General features: G+C 71.2%; 17 protein-coding genes. 14 read left to right on the forward strand and 3 right to left on the reverse strand.

The genetic code is table 11. From position 1 onward, the window contains the following. Window positions 1-19: 19 nt before the first annotated feature. On the reverse strand, window positions 20-871 hold the full coding sequence (locus HNR67_RS06915; RefSeq protein WP_312986641.1) for an HAD-IB family hydrolase: 852 nt from the start codon (window positions 869-871) through the stop codon (window positions 20-22). 1,222 nt (window positions 872-2,093) lie between these two features. Between HNR67_RS06915 and ssd the strand changes: the two genes are divergently transcribed. From ssd to HNR67_RS06950, 7 genes are all read left to right on the forward strand, one after another. Further along, window positions 2,094-3,158, forward strand: coding sequence for a septum site-determining protein Ssd (gene ssd / locus HNR67_RS06920; protein WP_185001254.1), 1,065 nt, complete (start codon window positions 2,094-2,096; stop codon window positions 3,156-3,158). Between the two features lies 1 nt (window position 3,159). Next, window positions 3,160-4,311 (forward strand): TadA family conjugal transfer-associated ATPase, encoded by a 1,152-nt coding sequence (locus HNR67_RS06925; protein ID WP_312989533.1) that lies wholly within the window; start codon window positions 3,160-3,162, stop codon window positions 4,309-4,311. After that, a complete protein-coding gene (locus HNR67_RS06930; RefSeq protein ID WP_185001255.1) occupies window positions 4,308-5,153 on the forward strand; it encodes a type II secretion system F family protein in 846 nt (281 codons plus the stop codon). The genes HNR67_RS06925 and HNR67_RS06930 overlap by 4 nt, the downstream gene beginning before the upstream one ends. Beyond that, window positions 5,120-5,824, forward strand: a complete 705-nt coding sequence (locus tag HNR67_RS06935) for a type II secretion system F family protein (protein WP_185001256.1) — start codon at window positions 5,120-5,122, stop codon at window positions 5,822-5,824. Before HNR67_RS06930 ends, HNR67_RS06935 begins: the two co-directional genes overlap by 34 nt. A gap of 607 nt (window positions 5,825-6,431) precedes the next feature. Continuing rightward, on the forward strand, window positions 6,432-6,632 hold the full coding sequence (locus HNR67_RS06940; RefSeq protein ID WP_185001257.1) for a DUF4244 domain-containing protein: 201 nt from the start codon (window positions 6,432-6,434) through the stop codon (window positions 6,630-6,632). After that, window positions 6,632-7,930, forward strand: coding sequence for an Rv3654c family TadE-like protein (locus HNR67_RS06945; protein WP_221489795.1), 1,299 nt, complete (start codon window positions 6,632-6,634; stop codon window positions 7,928-7,930). The genes HNR67_RS06940 and HNR67_RS06945 overlap by 1 nt, the downstream gene beginning before the upstream one ends. Before the next feature lie 224 nt (window positions 7,931-8,154). Continuing rightward, complete coding sequence (locus HNR67_RS06950; protein ID WP_185001258.1) at window positions 8,155-8,781, forward strand: bifunctional DNA primase/polymerase; 627 nt, start codon at window positions 8,155-8,157, stop codon at window positions 8,779-8,781. Here the strand turns inward: HNR67_RS06950 and HNR67_RS06955 are convergent. Beyond that, complete coding sequence (locus HNR67_RS06955) at window positions 8,759-11,299, reverse strand: DEAD/DEAH box helicase (RefSeq protein ID WP_312986647.1); 2,541 nt, start codon at window positions 11,297-11,299, stop codon at window positions 8,759-8,761. The two genes, HNR67_RS06950 and HNR67_RS06955, sit on opposite strands and share 23 nt — an antisense overlap. Window positions 11,300-11,570: 271 nt before the next feature. Between HNR67_RS06955 and HNR67_RS06960 the strand changes: the two genes are divergently transcribed. The 4 genes from HNR67_RS06960 to HNR67_RS06975 all read left to right on the forward strand — a co-directional run bounded on the left by HNR67_RS06960 (window position 11,571) and on the right by HNR67_RS06975 (window position 15,940). Next, complete coding sequence (locus HNR67_RS06960) at window positions 11,571-13,895, forward strand: sodium-translocating pyrophosphatase (RefSeq protein WP_185001259.1); 2,325 nt, start codon at window positions 11,571-11,573, stop codon at window positions 13,893-13,895. A gap of 128 nt (window positions 13,896-14,023) precedes the next feature. Further along, window positions 14,024-14,731, forward strand: a complete 708-nt coding sequence (locus tag HNR67_RS06965; protein ID WP_185001260.1) for a hypothetical protein — start codon at window positions 14,024-14,026, stop codon at window positions 14,729-14,731. Between the two features lie 64 nt (window positions 14,732-14,795). Further along, complete coding sequence (locus HNR67_RS06970) at window positions 14,796-15,284, forward strand: hypothetical protein (protein ID WP_185001261.1); 489 nt, start codon at window positions 14,796-14,798, stop codon at window positions 15,282-15,284. Window positions 15,285-15,358: 74 nt separating this feature from the next. Then, entirely contained in the window at window positions 15,359-15,940 is a 582-nt protein-coding gene (locus HNR67_RS06975) for a hypothetical protein (RefSeq protein WP_185001262.1), read from the forward strand. An 81-nt stretch (window positions 15,941-16,021) separates the two neighbouring features. Here HNR67_RS06975 and HNR67_RS06980 read toward each other — a convergent pair whose 3' ends face one another. Then, complete coding sequence (locus tag HNR67_RS06980; protein ID WP_185001263.1) at window positions 16,022-16,849, reverse strand: S1 family peptidase; 828 nt, start codon at window positions 16,847-16,849, stop codon at window positions 16,022-16,024. A 278-nt stretch (window positions 16,850-17,127) separates the two neighbouring features. On the opposite strand from HNR67_RS06980, the gene topA reads away from it, so the two are divergent. From topA to HNR67_RS06995, 3 genes are read left to right on the forward strand one after another with little or no spacing between them, the layout of a single operon-like run. Next, window positions 17,128-20,001, forward strand: a complete 2,874-nt coding sequence (gene topA / locus HNR67_RS06985) for a type I DNA topoisomerase (RefSeq protein WP_185001264.1) — start codon at window positions 17,128-17,130, stop codon at window positions 19,999-20,001. Window positions 20,002-20,056: 55 nt separating this feature from the next. Next, on the forward strand, window positions 20,057-20,497 hold the full coding sequence (locus HNR67_RS06990; protein ID WP_185001265.1) for a hypothetical protein: 441 nt from the start codon (window positions 20,057-20,059) through the stop codon (window positions 20,495-20,497). A 52-nt stretch (window positions 20,498-20,549) separates the two neighbouring features. Next, the gene (locus HNR67_RS06995; RefSeq protein ID WP_312986650.1) at window positions 20,550-22,550 is read left to right on the forward strand and encodes a bifunctional MFS transporter/dTMP kinase; all 2,001 of its coding nucleotides are present in this window, start codon (window positions 20,550-20,552) and stop codon (window positions 22,548-22,550) included.

A 22,550-nucleotide genomic window follows, 5' to 3' on the forward strand; every position in this document is an offset into this window, starting at 1 on the left:
GGTCAATCCCCGAGGCGGATCAGTCGCCGGACTCACTATTACCGGTGCGTCCACGCCGATGCCGCCGCAGTCCGTACCAGGCAGCGCCCGCCGCCGCGACCACCCCGAGCCCCACCGCGGCCGCCGCCACGGTCGCCCCCGACGGGGTGGGGATCCGGGCCCGCAACGACACCGGATCGGAGAAGGTCAGCACCGGCCAGCCCCGCTGCGCGGCGAGTTTCCGCAGCGCACGGTCCGGGTTCACCACGGTCGGATGGCCGACGGCCTCCAGCAGCGGAAGATCGGTGATGGAGTCGGAGTAGGCGTGCGAGGCACTCAGGTCGTACCCGTGCTCCTCGGCCAGCCCGCGCACCGCGACGGCCTTGTTCTCGCCGTAGCAGTAGAAATCGACATCTCCAGAGTAGCGACCCTCGGTAACCACCATCCGGGTGCCGACCGAGTGCGTCGCCCCCACCATTTTCGCGATCGGAGCCACTATTTCCGCCCCCGAAGCGGACACCACGACCACGTCGTGCCCCTCCTGCTTGTGCTCCCCGATCAGCTGGGTCGCCTCGGCGTAGACCAGCGGATCAACGATGTCATGCAGGGTCTCATCCACGATCGAGCGAACCTGCTCGACATCCCACCCGGTACACAGCGCGGTGATGTGCGACCGCATCCGATCCATCTGATCCGCGTCCGCCCCCGCGAGCATGAACACGAACTGGGCATAGGCACTCTTGAGTACCGCCCGCCGATTGATCAACCCCTCCTGGAAGAACGGCCGGCTGAACGCGAGCGTGCTGGACTTCGCGATCACCGTCTTGTCCAGGTCGAAGAACGCGGCAACCCGCTTGCCAGCACTGATGCCATCGCCACGAGGTTCGGTCACCCGACCAGCATAGGTGTCGGCCAGATAGCGATGAGGTTGCGAGCCGTGTCGCTCGAACGGACGAGAAGCGTCACCCACCCGCGGGGGGATACAGTAGAAGCGTCCGGCTGAGCCGGATGAGTTCAGTCCGACCCCCCGGGGCTGAACTCCTGACGACCCCCGTCCCTCCCCCCTGGCGGGGGTCGTCCCATATCCGGACCCCGGTTCCGCACAGTGACAACCCGTCACTTCCCAAGTTGCCAGAACCCGGCCCCAACCGCACACTCCTCCCGGCTCCCGGCTCCCGGCTCCCGGCTCCCGGCTCCCGGCTCCCGGCTCCCGGCTCCCGGCTCCCGGCTCCCGGCTCCCGGCTCCCGGCTCCCGGCTCCCGCGCGCGGCCGCACCCCGCCGTGCCCCACGCCGCCACCCACTCCCGGCCAACGCCCCACCCCAGCCAACCTCCGCCGCGCCTCCAACCGAGGCCCCGGCCCGTCCACTCCGCACACCCTCGCCTCAGCAACCAACCACCCCATCACCTGCCCAGACCCTGCCCGCCCAGCCCGGCCGCACCCGCCTCAGCCCCATCCCGCTCACCCAAGCCCGCCTCACCCCCGGCCCCCTCAGGTCCGCCGGCCTCAGGTCCGGCCCAGAGCCGCCTGTCCCAGCCCCGGCCCCGGCCCGCCCGCCCGACCTCGCCCGGCCGAGCCACCGCACCGCCTCTCTCCTCCCAGCCCACCCAGCCACCGCACCGCAGCCCCCGCCTCCCACCGCAGCCAACCACCAAACCAATGCGCCTCGCGCTCCCACCCGCGCCCGCGCACCCACTCCGCAACCTCGCCCTACCCCCGGCCCCACCTCCGCCTCAACTCAGCCCCGCCCAACCCTCACCTCAACTCCGTCTCCCCTCACCTCAACTCCGCCTCCCGCCCACCCCGCCCCTTTCCCTTCCGCTCATCCCTCTTCCTCCTGTTCCCCATACCTCCCAACGCCCGCCATCCCCCAACCTCCGCCCGAATCCCGCCGCCCATCCACCCCTCTTACTGCCCGCCCGCGCGCGAGGGGATCCCCCATTTCCAGCCTGCCCCACCCACCCCGCACCCCACCCCAAAACCCCCTCCAAGATCCCGACTTATCCACATCACCCCCACTTATCCACAGAACCAATCCACCCCCTGGCCCCACGCCCCCAACCCCGCCACGGTGGACACACACCCGCAACCACCGCACCACCACAGGGGGACGCATGCCCGAGACCCGCCCACTAGTCATGGTCAACGAGGACACCCTGCTCGACGAGGTCCTCCGCGTGGCCGCGGCCACCGGCCGCGACGTCGAGTGCGTCCCCGACCTCACCGCCGCCCGCCAGCGCTGGGCCCGTGCCCCGCTGGTCGTGCTCGATGACGACGGCCTCGCCCAGTGCGCGAACGCGGGCATGCCCCGCCGCAACGGCATCTACGTCCTCTGCCGCACCGACCCACCGCCGGAGATCTGGGCCAGCGCCCTGGCCGTCGGCGCCGAACAGGTGAGTTGCCTCGCCGAGGCCGAGCCCTGGCTCTCCGCGGCGCTGGCCAAGGCCGAGGAGGTCGAGGACGAACCAGACGGCCGGGTCATCGCGGTGCTCGGCGGGCGCGGCGGCGCGGGCGCGTCAGTGTTCGCCACCGCCCTGGCCCTCACCGCAGCCGACCGCGGCTCCCCGGCCATGCTGCTCGACTGCGACCCGCTGGGTGGCGGGCTCGAACTCGTCCTCGGCGGCGAGAAACGCGAAGGCGTCCGCTGGTCCGGCATCACGGTGAACCGCGGCAACCTCGGCAGCGCCACCCTGCGCAACGCCCTGCCCAGCTTCGGCCGCAACCAGCTCACCGTGCTCTCCTGCGACGACGACACCACCGAACTCGAACCCCAGGCGGTGGACCAGGTCCTCGACGCCGGGCGCCGCGGCGGCGGCACCGTCGTCTGCGATCTGCCCCGCCACTTCGACCAGCCGTCCCGCACCGTGCTGGACGCCGCCGACCTGGCCGTGCTGGTCGTCCCGGCCGAGGTCCGCGCCTGCACCGCGGCCGCCCGCATCGCCGAGCGCACCAAGCAACGCGGCACCCCGCTGGCCATGGTCGTCCGCGGCCCAGCCCCCACCGGCCTGTCCGTCCGCGATGTCGAAGCCGCCGTCCGGATCCCGGCCCTGGTCACCATGCGCCCGTTCAGCGGCCTGGAAGCCGCGCTGGACACCGGCGGCCTGCCCAACCGGCCCCGCGGCCCACTGGCCCGCGCCGCCCGCCGGGTGCTCGACCGTGCCGATGACGGCCGCGGCTGACGTGGACAAGGGACTGATCGACCGTGTGCGCGGCAGACTCGCCCAGCTCGGCAGCAGACCCACCCCGGCCAACCTGGCCGATGCCATCCGCGCCGAAACCGGCGGCCTGCTCACCAACGCGGACCTGCTGGACACCCTGCGCCTGCTCGATCGCGAATTCATCGGCGCCGGCCCGCTGGAACCGTTGCTGCGCATGGACGGTGTCACCGATGTCCTGGTGACCGGCCCCGGCCGGGTGTGGGTCGACCGCGGCCACGGCCTGACCCGCACCGCGGTCACCCTCCCCGACGAGGAGGCCGTCCGCCGCCTGGCCCAGCGCCTGGCGCTGGCCGCGGGCCGGCGACTCGACGACGCCCAGCCCTTCGTCGACGGCTGGCTCCCCGGTGGCGTCCGCCTGCACGCCGTGCTGGCCCCGATCGCGGCGGGTGGAACGTGCATCTCACTGCGCGCACTGAAACCCGCCACCCACGACCTAGCCACCCTGCGCGACCTGGGCACCTTCACCGAGTCCACCGAGAACCTGTTGCGTCGCATGATGAAAGCCCGGCTGAGCTTCCTGGTCGTCGGCGGCACCGGCTCCGGCAAGAGCACCCTGCTCAACGCCCTGCTCGGCTGCGCGGACCCCGCGGAACGAATAGTCACCATCGAGGAGGCCGAAGAACTCCACCCCGCCCACCCGCACGTGGTCCGCCTGGTCGCCCGCCCACCGAACATCGAGGGCGCCGGCGAGATCACCCTGCGCGAGCTGGTCCGCCAGGCCCTGCGCATGCGCCCGGATCGCCTGGTGCTCGGCGAGGCCCGCGGAGCCGAGATCGCCGACCTGCTCGCGGCCATGAACACCGGCCACGAAGGCTGCGCGGGCACTCTGCACGCCAATTCCCCAACCGAGGTCCCCGCCCGCCTGGAAGCCCTGGCGGCCCTCGGCGGCCTGTCCCGTCCTGCCCTGCACAGCCAGCTCAGCGCGGCACTCCAGGTGGTCCTGCACCTACGCCGGGACGAGCACGGCAACCGCGCCCTCAGCGCCGTCGGCGTCCTGGACCGCACCGACGACTACATCCGCGTAGTGCCCGTCTGGCAACAAAACCACGGCTGGACCACCGCCAAAACCCGCCTCACCACCCTGCTCCGCACCCGGGAACCCGCACCCACATGACCCCAGCAGCCGCCTTCGCACTGGCCCTGGCCCTACTGCTCTGGCCACCCAGAACCGGCCACCACCGCCTGTCCCAACTCCGTCCACCTCCGCCCCGCCCACGCCGAACCCACCCCACCCGAGTCCTGCTGCTGATCCCACCGATCGCCGCCGCCCTGCTCGCCGGTCTCGGCGGGCTGCTCGCCGCAACCGCCCTGACCTGGACCCTGTACCGACAGCGCACCCGCACCAACGCCATCCGCAGGTCCCGGCACGCCGACATCGCCCGCGCCGACGCCCTCAACCTGCTGGTCACCCAACTCCGCACCGGAACCCACCCGGCACTGGCCGCCGAAGCCGTGGCCAAGGAAGTCGACCCCGCCGTCGCTCCCACCGTGACCGCCCTGGCCACCGCCATCCGCCTCGGCAGCCACGCGGACGACACCGGCAACCGCCTGCTCCGCGCCTGGCACACCGCCCACAACCACGGCATCCCACTCGCCGACCTGCTGGACGCCGAACGCCGAGACCTGGCCGAACGAACCCGCTTCGCAACTCAGGTCGAGGCCCGCCTGGCCGGCGCCCGCGCCACCGCCACCATCCTGGCCGCCCTGCCAGTCCTGCCAATCCTGTTGGGCGAAGCCATGAACGCCCACCCCCTGCACGTCCTCACCACAACCACAGCAGGCCAATTCCTGCTCCCCCTGGGCGCCCTGCTCATCTGCCTAGGCCTCGAGTGGAGCGCCCACCTGACCACCAACACAACAAACCCCAAAGCCCAAGCAAGACAACAAGTCTCCCCGCCCCAACCCCCACCCCGGACCCCACCATGCCCACCCAGGCCACAGCCGCCCTCCTCCTAGCCCTGGCCCTCCTCGCCTACCCCACCCGCCCCAACCACCGCACCCGCCTGAACCTCCCACCCAACCCTCGCCCCACCCGCACAATCCCAGTCCTGCCAACCCTCCTGGGCATATCCATCGCCGCCGCAACCCTCCTCAACGGCCTACACCCCGCCATCAGCCTCCCCCTGGCAGTAGCAGCCACCGCAACAAGCCACGCCCTCCTGTCCCGCACGCCCCAACCCCCACCCCCTGACCCCCTGGCCCTGGCCACCGCCTGCGACCTCCTCGCCGCCTGCCTACGCGCCGGCCTCCCCATCCCCCAAGCCCTACGCCTGTCCGCAGCCGAACTGACCGGCCCCCCAGCCACCGCCCTGCACGACGTAGCCGCCCTCCTCACCCTGGGCGCCACCCCAACCGAAGCCTGGACCCCCGCCACCCAACTCCCAGCCCTGACTCGCCTGGCCCGCGCCGCCCGCCACACCGCCCGCTCCGGCGCCGCCCTGGCCGACACCGCAACCGACCTGGCCACCCAACTCCGCACCGAAACCGAACAACAAGCCGAAGCCCGAGCCCAACGCGCCACAGTCCTCATCACCGCCCCACTGGGCCTGTGCTTCCTCCCAGCCTTCATCTGCCTCGGCGTAGCCCCCACCATCATCGGCCTAGCCCAAACCCTGTTCTCCCACTAAAAGCCCAACCTCAAGGCCTTCCGCCCGTTGCTCACCGGATTCACTGATCGCTTAGTGCGGCATCCACTCAACGGAGCGCTTACTCAACGCGCCCAAACCCAGACACACCCCAAAAAATCCACCCGCCCACCCGCCGCGGCCACCCGCGGCACCGACACCACCACCGCGCGGGCACCCAGCCCACACTCACCTGCCAGCCCATGCCCAGCTCAGCGCCTACCTGCACCCCGCCCCGCTCCCACCGACTCCCCACCCTGCACCCACCCCACCCCCGTGCTGCCCTTGCCTGCTCGACCCGCTCCCCACCGCACGCCCATCCCGCACATCCGCCCCGCCAGTTCCCCGCCGCGCCTTGCCGACCCCATGCCACCCCCTCCCCCACTCCCGCGCGCGCGACTGGGGGTCCCCCCGAATTCCATTCTTCCAGGCAACACAGTCATTTCCGCCGCTCAGCCGCCCAGTGATCGCGAGTTATCCACATAGCCCCCAGCTATCCACAGATCCGCTGAGCTGGCCGGCAAAGCGTCCGAGAGCGAGCAAAGTGGGACCTGCCGCACCCGTGGCAACACCCGGTCCACAGTGGACAAAATCCGTCTGAAGGAGAGTCATGCGATCCGAGTTCCTGCTGCCACCCAACGCGTTCGCGCGGTTCCGGCACTCCGACGACGGAACCATCACGGTCGAGTACGCGATCTTGATCAGCACCTGTGCCGCGATCGCCGGAGTCCTGCTCGCCTTTGTCACTGGTGGGTGGCTCTCCGAATGGATCGCCGACATGTTCCGGGATTCGTTGGAGGTGAAGAGGTGATGCGAAGACCTCTGGCGGGCGATCGTGGGTCGGTCACCGTTGAGGCGGCGATCGGCATCGCGTCCATCGCCGTGGTGCTGGCGCTAGCCCTTGCCGGATTCCGGCTGGCGGTGACTCAGTTGCGGTGTGTGGACGCGGCGCGGGAGGCGGCTCGGCTGATCGCTCGTGGTGAACCGGATCGCGCCGCGGTTGTGGTGCGGGAGATGGTGCCGGGGCCGGTGCAGCTGTCCAGTCGGGTTGAGGCGGATGCGGTTCGGGTGGAGGTTGTGGCGCGGCCGCTCGGCGGGGTTTTTCCGTTGCGGGAGAAGGCGTTCGCTTTGCTGGAGCAGCAGGCGGAACCAATTGTGGGCGAGGCACCGCAGGGGCGATTACCCGTCGCCGCGGGCGGGTCGGGGCGGGACACTCCGATGCCGTCGCCGCGGTCGCATCAGGCTGAACCCGCTGGCGCGCAAGGAACTGGGCGGTTCAGTGCGCAGGGCCGCGCTCGTCGACAGGCTGGTCCGCGTCGGCAGGCCGGACTCCGGACTCGTCGCGCCGGCACCAGTACGCGAGACATCACCGGTGATTCGCACGTGGAGTGCACGTCCGAGCCAGCGGCTGAGCACGAACCGACGCCAGAGCTGGTGTCGACGCCCGCTCACTCACCTGTGCCCCCGCACGCACCCGCGCGAGGGCGCGTGTCTGCCCGCTCGCGCGCCCACGCCCGCGCGCACCCGCAGGGATGCCTGCCCACTCACACGCAGAGAACTCCGCCCGCCACTACTTCCGAATCCGCCACCACTGGTGCGCTCCCCGCCACCGCGCTCCCCAACTCCGCTGCGCGCCACTTCACCTCCGCTACGCCTACCCCCACCTCCGCGCCCACCTCCAACACCACGCTCATCGCCGCCGCCAAGCCCAAGTCAAACCCCGAACGGCAGGCGGCGACCACCGACCCACGCCCACGACCCACCCTCGCCGACGACCGCGGATTCGCGACCGGGCTCGCGGTGCTGGTGATCGCGGGAATGCTCGCCGCCACGATGGCCGTCGCCCACCTCGGCGCGGTCGTGGCCGCTGGCCGGCGGGCGGCGGCGGCCGCTGATCTGGCCGCACTGGCCGCCGCTGGGCGGCTGGTGGATGCGGGGCAGGGGTGTGCGGCGGCGGGGCGGGTGGCGGGGGAGATGGGTGGGCGGTTGGAGGAGTGCCTGGTGGATGGGTGGGTGGTGACGGTGCGGGTGGGGGTGGGGTTGCCGGGGGTGTTGGCGGTGTTCGGCGCGACGAGCGCGCGGGCGCGGGCCGGTCCGGCAGAACTTTGAGCGGCGCCGGGTGCGATGAGCGGTCATCGAGCGGCGGTGAGCGGGCAAATGGCGTCATTACACGGGTTTGAGGGTTGCGGTCAACGGTGAAACCTGTGTTCCGCCCTGCTTGTGGTCTGCGTTACTCGCCGTGCCGTTCCGACCGGTGGTCGACTTACCGGTTACGTCCGTTGGGGGCTGTGCCGTTTCTTGTAGGTGAAGGCTTTGGTTGCGTAGGAGGCGACATGGACTGGTCGGATAGTTGGCGCGGGGCATTCCGGATCGAGTTGCGGGCGGAGGCCATCGGTCTCGCGTTCCGTGGCTGGCCGGTGCTGCCCGGCACCTATCCGGCGGGCTCGCAGTGGGCGGGCCGGGACGGTGTGCAGGCCGAGGGCCCGGTGCCGGTGCACCGTGACTGGCAGGAGCGGATCGGCACCCAGGCCGAGCAGGTCGCCTCCTGGTGGACCGGGCGTCCCTACTCGCTGCTGCTGGCCACCGGCGTTGTGCTGGACGCCATCGAGATCGACGCCGAACTGGGCCGCCGGGTGGCCACCGCACTGCGGGTCGCCGGTGGGCCGGTGCCGATCGCGGCGACGCCGACCGGCAAGTGGCTGTTCCTGACCACCGCGGGTGAGCCGCTGCGGGACGCGCTGGCCGAGCGGTCCGACATCGCGCTGCTCGGCAAGGGCAGCTGGATCCCGCTGCCGCCCTCGCCGTTCCAGCACGGCGTGGTGCACTGGCGGGTCAAGCCGCAGATCTGCAACTGGAACCTGCCCGAGTCCCACGTGGTGCAGGACGCCATCACCGAAGCCCTTCGGGACGACATGCTTGCCGGGGTCGTCGAGCTGGTCAGCTCGGAACGATCCCACTGATTGGGGTGGCCGGAGCGGGGACGTCGTGGGGCAGCACTCCCAGTACGGCGTCCAGCACGGCCACCGCGCCCGCCTTGTCCAGCGGTTCGTTACCGTTGCCGCACTTCGGCGACTGGACACAGGATGGGCAACCAGCCGGGCACTCGCAGGCGGCGATCGCCTCCCGCGTAGCGGCCAACCAAGGGACGACCGCGGCATAGCCGCGATCGGCGAAACCGGCTCCGCCGGGATGCCCATCGTGCACGAACACCGTCGCCTCCCCGGTGTCAGCGTGCAGTGCGGTGGACACACCGCCGATGTCCCAACGGTCACAGGTCGCGAACAGCGGTAGCAGGCCGATCGCAGCGTGCTCGGCTGCATGCAGCGCACCGGGGATGCGCGCCGGATCGAGACCGGCGCCACCCGGTGCGCTGCTCCGTAGCAACTCGGCGGAGATCGTGTACCAGACCGCCCTGGTGGGCAGGGACTGCGCGGGCAGGTCGAGGGGCACCCGGTCGATCACCTCGCCGGAGGGTCGGCGACGCAGGTAGCCGACGACCTGGGCGGTGACCTCCACCTCGCCGAGACAGACGGTCACGCCCGCCGCGGCGGTCACGCTGGCCGCGCCGGAGGCGGCGCCACCGGCGCCGGGGGCAGTAGTACTCGTGGCGGCGTCGGGCTGGGCAGCGCTGGGCTGGGCGGTGGCGGGCTCGGTGGTGCCGGGTTTGCTTGCCGCTGCTGGGAAACGGCGTTCGGCCAGAGTGCGGAGCACGCTGATCTCGACCGTGGTGCTGGCCATCGTGGACCAGTCCGGGGTCTCGGCGTGCACCAGGGCCAGGTGGTTGTCCAGGTCCAGCTCGTCCACCACGTAGGACTGGCCCTGGTGCAGGTACAGGGCGCCGGGGTGGACCACGGCGCAGGCCGAGTCGGGGTCGACGGTGCCGAGCAGGCGGCCGGAATCGGCTTCCACCACCGAGATCTTGTCGCCGCCGCTGCCGCGGATGTCCACTCCGCCGTGCGGTGGGCGGACATCCGACCAGTACCAGCCGGCCGGGCGGCGGCGCAGATGTCCCTCGGCGACGAGCTGGTCGATCACCTGGCGGGCCGCCTCGCCGCCGAAGGCGGGCAGGCAGTCCTCGGTGAGCGGTTGTTCGGCGGCGGCGCAGGCCAGTTGTGGGGCCAGCACGTACGGGTTGGCCGGGTCCAGCACGGTGGCCTCGACCGGGCGGGACAGCATGGCCTCGGGGTGGTGCACCAGGTAGGTGTCCAGCGGGTCGTCGTTGGCGACGAAGACGACCAGGGCGCCCTGACCGTCACGGCCCGCGCGGCCCGCCTGTTGCCAGAAGGAGGCCAGGGTGCCGGGATAGCCGGCGATCAGGACCGCGTCCAGGCCGGTGATGTCCACGCCGAGTTCCAGGGCGTTGGTGGTGGCCACCGCGAGCAGGTCGCCGGTGCTCAGCGCGGTTTCCAGGGCCCGGCGTTCCTCCGGGAGGTAGCCGCCGCGGTAGGCGGCGACGCGGGCCGCGGAGTCCGGGTCCACGTCGGCCAGGTGGCGGCGGGCGGCCATCGCGGTCAGTTCGGCGCCGCGGCGGGAGCGGACGAAGGCCAGTGTCCTGGCGCCTGCCAGGACCAGGTCGGCCATGATGCGGGCCGATTCGGCGCCGGCCGAGCGGCGGACCGGGGCGCCGTTCTCCCCGGCGAGGGAATCCAGCAGCGGCGGCTCCCACAACGCGATGGTGCGCGGGCCCGCCGGGGAGGCGTCCTCGGTGACGCCGGTGCAGGGCAGGCCGGTGAGGCGGGTGGCCGAGGCGGCCGGGTCGGCCACCGTGGCCGAGGCCAGCACGAAGGTCGGGTTCGCGCCGTAGCGGGCCGCGATCCGGCGCAACCTGCGCAGCAGCAGGGCCACGTGCGAGCCGAACAGGCCGCGATAACTGTGGCATTCGTCGATCACCACATAACTCAGCCTGCGGAAGAACGCGCCCCAGCGCTGGTGCCCCGGCAGGATGCCGCGGTGGATCATGTCCGGGTTGGTGAAGATCCACCTGGCGTGCGCGCGGACCCAGTCCCGCTCCACCAGCGGGGTGTCGCCGTCGAAGGCGGCCGGGCGCACCCCCGGCAGGTCCAACTCCTTCACCGCACGTAACTGATCCGCGCCCAGCGCCTTGGTCGGGGACAGGTACAGCGCGGTCGCCTTCGGGTCTTCGAGCAGTCGGGACAGCACCGGCAACTGGTAGGCGAGGGACTTGCCGGAGGCGGTGCCGGTGGCGATCACCACATGCGCACCCGACCACGCCAACCCGGCCGCCTCCGCCTGGTGCGCCCACGGCCGCGGCACCCCGGAGTCGGTCAACTTCTCGATCAAGGGCGGGGCCGCCCAGGCGGGCCAGTCCGTATGCGCGGCAACGCGTTCGGGTAGTTCGGCCACATGGGTCAACGGGGAGGACTCCAACGGGATGCCGGCGACCACCCGGTCCAGCAGCCCACCGCCCCGGCCCGGCCGCCGACCGGTCCGCTCCGTCCGCTCCGCTCGTGCGCCCACCACGGCAGCCTGACACAGCACACCGTCGGTTCGCGCCCACGCCCGAACGGACCAAGATCCACAGCTCAGACCACTTGAACGGTCTAGCGCACCTGCCCCGAAGTCACTCTAGGTATTTGACAAGGGACGCCCCGCAAGGCCCTGTGACCTTGCCAATAGACTCCGCCTCCGTCGCGCCGCCGAGATGGCGGCGCGCGTGACTCACCACGCGTCAGAGCGGACGCAAGAGCCCGGCTCCTGGCGCACGGACCACGGAGAAGCAGGAGGACGGATGTCCCCCCAAAGCCTCGCCCAGGGCAACTGGGCGGCGGAGCAACTGGTGCTCACCGGGGGTGACCGCGGAATTGTCGCGGTCGTCGCCGTAGTCGCCCTCGCCGCCCTAGTCATTGGGTACATCCTGCTCCGCGAGGTGCTGGCCGCAGGCCAGGGCACCGCGAAGATGCAGGAGATCGCCACCGCGGTGCAGGAAGGAGCAGCGGCCTACCTGAACCGGCAGTTCCGGACCCTCGGCATTTTCGTCGCCCTGGTGTTCCTGCTGCTGTTCGCACTGCCCGCGGAGGACTGGATGGAACGGCTCGGCCGTTCCCTGTTCTTCATCGTCGGCGCGGTTTTCTCCGCGGCGATCGGTTATCTCGGCATGTGGCTCTCGACCCGCGCGAACGTGCGGGTCGCGGCGGCGGCCAACGAGACCGGTGGCCGCGAGAAGGCCACCCGGATCGCCTTCCGCACCGGTGGCGTGGTCGGCATGATGACCGTCGGCCTCGGCCTGTTCGGCGCCGCGCTGGTCGTGCTGGTGTACGCGGGCCAGGCCCCGAAGGTGCTGGAGGGCTTCGGCTTCGGCGCCGCGCTGCTCGCGATGTTCATGCGAGTCGGCGGCGGCATCTTCACCAAGGCCGCTGACGTCGGCGCCGACCTGGTCGGCAAGGTGGAGAAGAACATCCCCGAGGACGACCCGCGCAACGCCGCGACCATCGCGGACAACGTGGGCGACAACGTCGGTGACTGCGCCGGTATGGCCGCCGACCTGTTCGAGTCCTACGCGGTGACCCTGGTCGCCGCGCTGATCCTGGGCACCGCGGCCTTCGGCACGCAGGGCCTGATGTTCCCGCTGATCGTGCCTGCCATCGGTGTGCTCACCGCGGTGCTCGGCGTCTACATCACCAAGGCCAGGGTCGGGGAGAGCGGCCTGACCGCGATCAACCGCTCCTTCTACATCTCCGCGATCATCTCCGCGGTGCTGTGCACGATCGCGGCCTTCGCCTTCCTGCCCAACACCTTCTCCGGCCTGACCAGCGTCAGCCCGGAGATCGGGGCCACCGAGGGCAACCCGGCCATGGTCGCGGCCATCGCGGTGATCATCGGTATCGTGCTGGCCGGCATCATCCTGTGGCTGACCGGCTACTTCACCGGCACCGACTACCGCCCGGTCAAGGACGTCGGCAAGACCTCGCTCACCGGCGCGGCCACCGTCGTGCTGGCCGGTATCTCGGTCGGTTTCGAGTCCGCGGTCTACACCGCCATCGTCATCGGCGGCGCGGTCTACGGCGCGTTCCTGCTCTCCGGCTCCATCACGGTCGCGCTGTTCGCGATCGCGCTGGCCGGTTGCGGTCTGCTGACCACCGTCGGCGTCATCGTCGCGATGGACACCTTCGGCCCGGTCTCGGACAACGCCCAGGGCATCGCCGAGATGTCCGGTGACGTGCACGGCGAGGGCGCGCAGATCCTCACCGAGCTGGACGCGGTGGGCAACACCACCAAGGCGATCACCAAGGGCATCGCGATCGCGACCGCGGTACTGGCCGCGACCGCGTTGTTCGGCTCCTACACCGACGCGATCAAGCAGGCGCTGCTCGGCGCGGGCCAGGCCTTCGCCGATGCCGACTTCGTCGTCTACGGCCCCGGCATCCTGGTCGGCCTGATCATCGGCGCGGCCGTGGTGTTCATGTTCTCCGGCCTGGCCGTCAACGCGGTCACCAGGGCCGCGGGCGCGATCGTGTTCGAGGTGCGCCGCCAGTTCCGGGAGAACCCCGGGATCATGGACGGCACCACCAAGCCGGAATACGGCCGGGTCGTGGACATCTGCACCAAGGACTCGCTGCGTGAGCTGGCCACCCCCGGCCTGCTCGCGGTGCTGGCCCCGATCGCGGTCGGCTTCGGCCTCGGCGTGGGCCCGCTGGCCGGTTACCTGGCAGGCGCCATCGCCTCCGGCACGCTGATGGCGGTGTTCCTGGCCAACTCCGGTGGCGCGTGGGACAACGCGAAGAAGCTGGTCGAGGACGGCCACCACGGCGGCAAGGGCTCCGACGCGCACGCCGCGACGATCATCGGCGACACCGTCGGCGACCCGTTCAAGGACACCGCTGGCCCGGCGATCAACCCGCTGATCAAGGTGATGAACCTGGTCGCGGTGCTCATCGCGCCCGCGATCGTCACCCTGTCCGTCGGCGCGGACGCCTCCCCGGCGATCCGGGCGGCCATCGCCATCTTCTCGGTGCTGGTCATCATCGGCGCGGTGATCGTGTCCAAGCGGCGCGGCACCGCCATCGCCGAGGACAGCCCGTCCGAGGGCGAGAAGGTCGCCAACGGCGCTGCCTGATGGCAGCACCTGATGGCGGATAGCTAGACAGATGCGGCCCGTCCCCGGCTCAGGGGACGGGCCGCACCTCGTTCTCACGGGGCGTCGCCTAGCGTCGGCGAGCGCCCCCAGCGAAGAGGAGAGCTTTCATGGCCCGCCGTACCCCCGCCGGCGTCCTGGCCGCGGCCGCCGGTCTCACCCTGGTCCTGGCCGCCTGTGGCTCCGGTGGCGACACGCCCGCCCCCCAGGGTGCCGACACGCCGTCCAGTGGCTCCAGCGCCACCTCAGCCCCGGAAACCAGCGCCAGCGGCAGCGTGGACCGCGGTCCCGGCGGGCAGCCGCCCGCGCCCAGTGGCGGCCAGCCGGCCCCCGGCGGGACCAACGCCGACCCGGTGCGCTGGAACGACGCGGTCTGCAAGGGCCTCGGCGGCTCCATGCGGGCCATGCTCACCGCGCTCAAGGCCAACTCCCCCGACCACAAGCCGGAGGACCGCAAGGCCGCCACCGTCGCCTACCTCGGCGCGACCGAAGGCGCCCTCGGCACCGCCAGGACCGAGCTGACCAGCCTTGGCCGCCCGGCCGCACTGCGCCAGGACACCCACAACGAGCTGATCGGCTACCTCGGCACCGCGGTCGAGACGATCAAGCGCAAGCAGCCCGAGGTGGCCGGACTGGACGTCAAGGACCCCCGCTTCGAGGAGAAGCTGCAGCCCTTCGCCGCCGAGGAACTCGACCCGGCCCGGCTTCTGGCCAAGTTCGAGGAGGTCCGCACCGCGCCCGGGATGGAGGAGGCCTACCGCAAGGCCCCCGAGTGCCAGCGGATGGTCAAGGACACCGAGGGCGCCTTCGGCGGCTGACCCGCCCGGATCGCGTGGAACTGCCTGGACAGCCTCCGGGTTCGTTCGCGATGATCGCGCGATCATGGAACGTTTCGAGACGGAGAGTCTGGTTTTCCTGCCCGGTCAACGAGTCCGGGCCATCGTGCTGAGCCACGCCCCCTGGGGTGTGGGCGTGCAGATCGTCGGCCACGAGCAGGTCGGCGCGTCGGTGGACATGCTCGCGCAGTTCGGCCAGGAGACCCCCGGCGATGCGGTGTACGCGCTGTTCCCGCCGGTCGGCGCCGAGATCGACGCGGTCGTCGACGCCGTCCGGCGATGGTCCGACCCCGCGTGGGTGCGACTCAGCCTCCGGCCGGCCGACCTGGAGACCTTCCGCAGGTCCTGTGACTTCTGCGGCCAGGACACCGTGCTCAGCGCCGGCGGCGACGGCCTGGTCCTCGACGTGCGCAGCCACGACGGCCCTGGCAGCCACACGGTCCTCGCGCACCGCACCTGCCTGGCCGATCGCCTCCATCCGGACAGTGGGGGCGAGCAGGCGAGAGCACTGAGCGTCGGGCGGAAGAACCACTGAAGCACCCCAGAAATTCACTCCATCGGGTGGATCTGGCCGTCGCCTGAGTCGAACATGTGTTCTACGCTGCACCCGTGGGACAACTGTCCTTCTACTCCGCGGAGGCCAGGCAACCGAGGGTTGCCGACCTGGCCGGGCTGTTGTGCGGCCCTGGTCAGGCGGTCGGCTTCGGCCGGGGCACCGCGGCCAAGGTCTCGGTCGAACTGGCCGAACCGTGGCGGGCGCACGCCGTGGCGCTGGCCTGCGCCGAGCGCGGGGTGCAGGCCGAGGTCAGCCCCACCGAGGACGGCCGCAGGCTGCTGCGCACCGCCTTCCGCTGCGACCTCGCGCCACTGGCCACCGCCTGGCTGCGCGGCACCGAGAAGGCCGTCCCGGAGGACCTGGAACTGGACGGCCCTGCCCTGCGGATCTGGGCGCTGACCGCGGGCGCGCTGGAGACCAGCGGCTACCTGCTCGGCCTCGACCCGCTCGCGCCGGAAACCCACCCGCTGCTGGCCGCGGCCCTGCTCCGGCTGGGCCTGGCCGGGCACCTGCTCGGCGTCAAGGCGGGTGGTCCCGCACTGCGTTTCACCGGGCGACGGCGGCTGGCCCGCCTCGCCGAACTCGTCGGCCCCACCCCGGTGGCGGCCGCGCAGAGCTTCTGGCCGGCCGCCTGAGTGCCGGTCAGCGCGAAGCCGAAGGGGCCGTTCCGGGCACTCCCACCGTGCGGAACGGCCCCTTCGGGCACTTTTCCTGGCTCAGACCCTCGGCTTGGGCAGCGTGCAGCCCGCCTTGTTCGGATCCACGTTGTTGCCGGTGCTCATGCAGGCGTTGACCTGGAAGGTCTGCTGCCCGTAGTTGATGCCGCGGCGCACCGTCACGTTCCCGGCCGGGTCCACCTCACACGGGTTGTTCTGGGTGCACCGGCCGCCGTTCTCGTTACCGGTGTTGTTCACCCCGACCACGGTGTTGTCCGCGGTGTCGATGATCGGCGAGCCCGAGGTGCCGCCGATGGTGTTGCAGCTGGAGGTGTAGCGAAGCGAGTCCTTCCAGGTCCAGTTCGCCTCCTTGAGCTGGTGCACGAAGGCGTCGACCTTGCAGGAGTAGATCCGCTTCCAGTAACCGGAGACCACCCGGATGTCCGCGCCCTGCTTCGGGTGCACGGAGTTGAGGGTCAGCGCCTTGGTCCGGTACCGGCTCTCGATGTCGGCGTAGCTCTCCCGCAGCTGGTAGAGCGCCAGGTCGGTGTCGGTCATGGTCGCGTAGGCCAGCTTGGTCGCGGTCAGCGTGCCCAGGGTCTGCGCGGTGGAGTTCAGCAGGGTGAAGGTGCGCGCGCTGGGCTGGTTCAGGATCACCTCGCCCGCGGCCATGAACTTCACGCAGTGACCGTTGGTGAGCACCAGCGCCTTGTCCGTGTTCGCCGCGCCGGAGGGCCGGACCACCGAACCGGAACAATTGTTCAGCGCCACGATCGCGGTGTAGTCCACCGCGTTCGGCGCGGCCGTCGCCGGGGCAGCCGCGAGCGTGCCCGTGATCGTCATCGCGGCAGCCGCAGCCGCCACAAAACCGACAAAACGCCTGGTCATCCGGGATCTCCTTCGAGCAGGGCGAAGAGGACTGGGGTGGTTCAGCACATCCTGTCGGCCGAATGGCCGCCACCCCCGGAAGTCGGCGGCGAAACACTGGAAGTCAACGGTCTTACCGGCTGTTGAAACGGGTGCCCCCGGGGGCCTGTGACCACATCGGCGTGGGTGACCGCGCACAGCGGCTGTCATGATGGGTCATTGCACGGGGGTCATCACGGCAAGCTGGGGGGCCCGGCCGGGTGGACGGGCAGATCGGTCAGACAAGGAAGCAGGCGCGCGTGGCACGGACGAAGAGCAGCGAAAACGGGGCGGGCGGTGGCTCAGCTAACCGACGACTGGTGATCGTCGAGTCGCCCGCGAAAGCCCGTAAGATCGCCTCGTACCTCGGGCGCAACTTCGTCGTGGAGTCCTCCAAGGGACACATCCGCGACCTGCCCAAGAACGCCGCGGACGTGCCGGAGAAGTACAAGAGCGAGTCCTGGGCCCGGCTGGGCGTGGACGTGGACAACGACTTCGAACCGCTCTACGTCGTCTCGGTGGACAAGAAGACCACCGTCAACGAACTGAAGCAGGCGCTCAAGGGCGTCGACGAGCTTTACCTGGCCACAGACGGTGACCGCGAGGGCGAGGCCATCGCCTGGCACCTGCTGGAGACGCTCAAGCCCAAGGTCCCGGTGCGCCGGATGGTCTTCCACGAGATCACCGAGTCCGCCATCCGGGCCGCCGCGGCCAGCCCGCGCGACCTGGACCAGGACCTGGTCGACGCCCAGGAGACCCGCCGCATCCTGGACCGGCTCTACGGCTACGAGGTCAGCCCCGTGCTGTGGAAGAAGGTCATGCCGAAGCTCTCGGCGGGCCGGGTCCAGTCGGTGGCCACCCGGATCGTGGTCCAACGCGAACGCGAGCGGATGCGCTTCCGCTCCGCCGGGTACTGGGACATCGCCGCCGTGCTCGACGCGGGCGCCCAGGCCGACCCGCGCACCTTCGGCGCCCGGCTGCACACCGTGGACGGCGCCCGCCTGGCCACCGGCCGCGACTTCGGCCCGGACGGCAGGCTCAAGCAGGCCTCCGACGTGCGGGTGCTGGTCGAGACCGAGGCCCGCGCACTGGCCGCCGCGCTGGAGGGCGCGCCCTACGCGGTCACCTCGGTGGAGGAGAAGCCCTACACCCGCAAGCCCTACGCGCCGTTCATGACCTCGACCCTGCAGCAGGAGGCCGGCCGCAAGCTGCGCTTCTCCGCCGAGCGCACCATGCGCGTTGCGCAGCGGTTGTACGAGAACGGCTACATCACCTACATGCGTACCGACTCCACCACGTTGTCGGAGACCGCGCTCACCGCGGCACGCAGGCAGGCCACCCACCTCTACGGCGCGGAGTACGTCAGCAAGACCCCGCGCCAGTACACCCGCAAGGTCAAGAACGCCCAGGAGGCGCACGAGGCGATCCGGCCGGCCGGTGAGTCCTTCCGCACCCCCGGCGAGGTCGCCAACGAACTCGAGTCCGACGAGTTCCGCCTCTACGAGCTGATCTGGCAGCGCACCATCGCCTCCCAGATGGCCGACGCCCGCGGCACCACCCTGAGCGTGCGCATCACCGGCACCGCCACCAGCGGCGAGGAGTGCGTCTTCGCCGCCTCCGGCCGCACCATCACCTTCGCCGGGTTCCTCAAGGCCTACGTCGAAGCGGTGGACTCCGAGGCCGGTGGCGAGAGCGACGACGCCGAGCGCAGGCTGCCCAACCTGGCCAAGGGACAGGCGATCCTGGCCAACGAGCTGTCCCCGGACGGCCACACCACCAGCCCGCCGCCGCGCTACAGCGAGGCCAGCCTGATCAAGGCGATGGAGGAGCTGGGCATCGGCCGCCCGTCCACCTACTCGCCGACCATCAGCACCATCCAGAACCGCGGCTACGTGTGGAAGAAGGGCTCCGCGCTGGTGCCCTCCTGGGTCGCCTTCGCAGTGGTCGGCCTGCTCGAACAGCACTTCGGCCGGCTCGTGGACTACGACTTCACCGCCGCGCTGGAGGACGAACTCGACGGCATCGCCGGCGGCCGCCAGGAGCGCACCGCCTGGCTGGCCGGGTTCTACTTCGGCGGCGAGATCGGCCCTGAGGGCTCGATCGGCCGGGCAGGCGGGCTGAAGAAGCTGGTCGGCTCCAGCGTCGAGCACATCGACGCCCGCGAGGTGAACTCCATCCCGCTGTTCTCCGACGAGGCCGGGCGCACCGTGGTGGTCCGGGTCGGCCGCTACGGCCCCTACCTGGAGCGGCCGGAACTGGACGAGAGCGGCAACGCCACCGGTGAGTCGCAGCGGGCCAACCTGCCAGACGAACTGCCGCCGGACGAGCTGTCCGCCGAGATCGCCGAGACCCTGTTCTCCACCCCGATGGAGGGCCGCACCCTCGGCACCGACCCGGTCTCCGGGCACGACATCGTGGCCAAGGACGGCCGCTACGGCGCCTACGTCACCGAGGTCCTGCCCGAGGGCAGCAAGAACAAGCCGCGCACCGGCTCGCTGTTCAAGGACATGGAGCTGGCCTCGATCACCCTGGAGGACGCGCTGCGGCTGCTGTCCCTGCCCAGGGTGGTCGGCGTCGACCCGGCCTCCAACGAGGAGATCACCGCGCAGAACGGGCGCTACGGGCCGTACCTGAAGAAGGGCACCGACTCCCGCTCCCTGGTCACCGAGGAACAGCTGTTCACGGTGACCCTGGAAGAGGCGCTGGCGATCTACGCCGAGCCGAAGAAGCGTGGCCGCCAGGCCGCAGCCTCGGCCCCGCCGCTCAAGGAGATGGGCAACGACCCGGTCTCCGGCAAGCCGATGGTGGTCAAGGACGGCCGGTTCGGTCCGTACGTCACCGACGGGGAGTACAACGCCTCGCTGCGCAAGAGCGACAGCGTGGAGACCCTCACCGACGAGCGCGCGGCCGAACTGCTCGCGGAGAAGCGCGCCAAGGGCCCGGCGCCGAAGAAGAAGGCCGCGCCGAAGAAGGCGGCCGCCAAGACGACCGCGGCGAAGAAGACCACCGCGGCCAAGACCACCAAGACGGCCACCGCGAAGACCACGGCGGCCAAGAGCACCACCAAGACGACGGCCACCAAGACCGCGGCCAAGCCGGCCGCGAGCAAGTCCAAGGCGGCCAGCAAGTCCTGATTCACCCGGCTACCTCCCGGAACCGGCGTTAACCTGGTTCCGGGAGGTGGCTTCCGTGGCCAAGGACGCGCTCTCCGGTGGGGACGGCACCCAGTCGCCGTCACCCCCGGCCCCGATGCCCGACGCGCTGCTCCCGCCCCGCAACCCGGCGGGCGAGGAAACACCGCGACGGATCGACACCCCGGACGCCACCGGCGACCCGGACCGGCTACGTGCCGCCATCGAGGCCGCGCTCAGCGCAGAGGCCGACCAGCCACTGCCCGGCTACGCCCAGGCCACCCCGTTCCACCAGCAGGTCGAACCCCTGCCCCGGCGCCGGTTCGTGCCCAAGGCCCGCATCCCGCGACCCCGGCTGCCCGAACTGCGCCGCGCGCTGCCGGCGGGTGGGATCAGCGGGGCCACCCTCGGCTTCCTGGCGCTGATCATCCTCACCGTGGTGCTCGTGCTCGCCTTCCTCTCCAGCTTCATCAGCTGGTTCTCCGGCCTGCTCGGCTAGCGCCCGGCTACCCTGGGGCGCGTTCGGGGACGTGCACGTCAGCGCGAGCGAGGTGAGCAGGATCCGGCAGGAACCAGCCGAGTCGTCGGCCTCCACCGTGCACCGGGTGCGCAGTGTGCTGGCCATCGGCCCGTTCCGCAGGCTCTGGGCGGTCAACTCGCTGTGCAGCGTCGGCGACTGGCTCGCCCTGCTGGCCACCACCGCGCTGGCCACCAACCTCACCACCGGCTACCAGGCGCAGAGCTTCGCCTTCGGCGGCGTGGTCGCGATCAAACTGCTGCCCGCGCTGCTGCTGGCCCCGCTGGCCGGGGCGCTGGCCGACAAGTTCGACCGGCGCAGGCTGATGGTGGTCTGCGACGTGCTGCGCTGCCTGGTGCTGCTGAGCATCCCGCTGGCCGGCTCGCTGTGGTGGCTGTTCGTGGCCACCTTCCTGCTGGAGCTGTGCACCCTGTTCTGGGTGCCTGCCAAGGACGCCTCCATCCCCAACCTGCTGCGCAGACCGGCCCAGGTGGAGACGGCCAACCAGCTGTCCATGGTGATGACCTACGGGGTCTCCGTGGTGACCGCCTCCGGGCTGTTCACCGCGCTCACCGTGCTCGGCCCCACCCTGTTCCTGCCGCTGACCCCGACCCAGATCGTCTACTTCGCGCTGGTGCTCAACGGGCTGATCTACCTGACCAGCTCGATCACCCTGGCCACCCGCATCCCGGAGATCTCCGGCCGGGCCGGGGAAAGGGCCGAGCAGGTACGCAGTGCCAGCCTGCTCGCGCTGATCAGGGACGGGCTGCGGTTCGTCGGCACCACTCCGCTGATCCGCGGCCTGGTGATCGGCATCGCCGGCGCGTTCACCGCCGGTGGCGCGGTGATCGCCTGCGCCAAGCTGTACGCGGTCAGCCTCAAGGGCGGCGACGCCAGCTACGGCCTGCTGTTCGTCTCGATCTTCCTCGGCCTGGGCAGCGGCATGGTCGTCGCGCCCAAGCTGTCCCAGCGCATCCCGCACAACCGGCTCTTCGGCGCGGCCATCGTCGGCGCGGGGGCGGTGCTGCTGCTGGTCGCGATGGCCCCGCACCTGTGGCTGGCGCTGCTCGCCGTGATCGGCGTCGGCGCCTCGGCGGGCGTGGCCTTCCTGACCGGTATGACCATCATCGGCGCCAGGGTCGAGGACGAGATCCGCGGCCGCACCGTGGCCTTCATGCAGTCCCTGGTCCGGCTGGTGCTGATGGGCTCGATGGCCCTGGTCCCGGTGCTCGTCGGCCTGCTGCCGCCGCGGACCTGGAACATCTTCGGCGCCGAGCTGACCGTGGACGGCACCCGGCCCATCCTCTTCGGCGCCGGCATCATCGCCGCCGTGCTCGGCGTGATCGCCTACCGGCAGATGGACGACCGGCGCAGCGGCCCCATCCTGTCCGACCTGATGTCCGCGCTGCGCCGCCCGCGCCGCAGCAGCGGCCTGCTGATCGCGGTGGAGGGCGACACCGTCGCGGACACCTCCGCCCAGTCCCAGCGGCTGGCCGACTGGCTGCGCGCGGAGGGTCAGGCGGTGGTGCTGGCCGCCGATCCCGCAGGCGAGGAACGCAAACTGCTCGCCGAGGCCGGACTGCACAGCCCGCGGGCGCAGGTGCTGATGTCCGCCGCGGTCCGCGCCGACCTGGTCGAACAGATCGTCAAACCAGCCCTGGAAGCCGGTTCGGTGGTGGTCATGGAGCGCTCGGTGCACGGCGGACTGGCCGAACTGGGTGCGGGCGCCGGGATGGACGCGGCCGAACTGGAGGGCCTCGCCGAGTTCTCCACCGGCAGGCTGGCCGCCGACGTCACCGTGCTGCTGGACAAGGACCCGGCCACCCCCTCGGCCAACCTGGCCGAACAGCCCTGGCGGATGCACCGGCTGCTCACCGAGATGGCCGCGGCCGAACCTGACCGCTACGTGGTGGTGGAGGCTGGCGGCGGGGTCGAGGAGGTCGCCGAACGGGTGCGCGAGGCGGTCCGCCCGGTGCTCGCCGCGCGGCAGACCAGCACGCCGGAACAAGGATTGTCAGCCGCCGAGGCAGGATAG

Source organism: Crossiella cryophila (assembly GCF_014204915.1).
GTDB lineage: Bacteria > Actinomycetota > Actinomycetes > Mycobacteriales > Pseudonocardiaceae > Crossiella > Crossiella cryophila.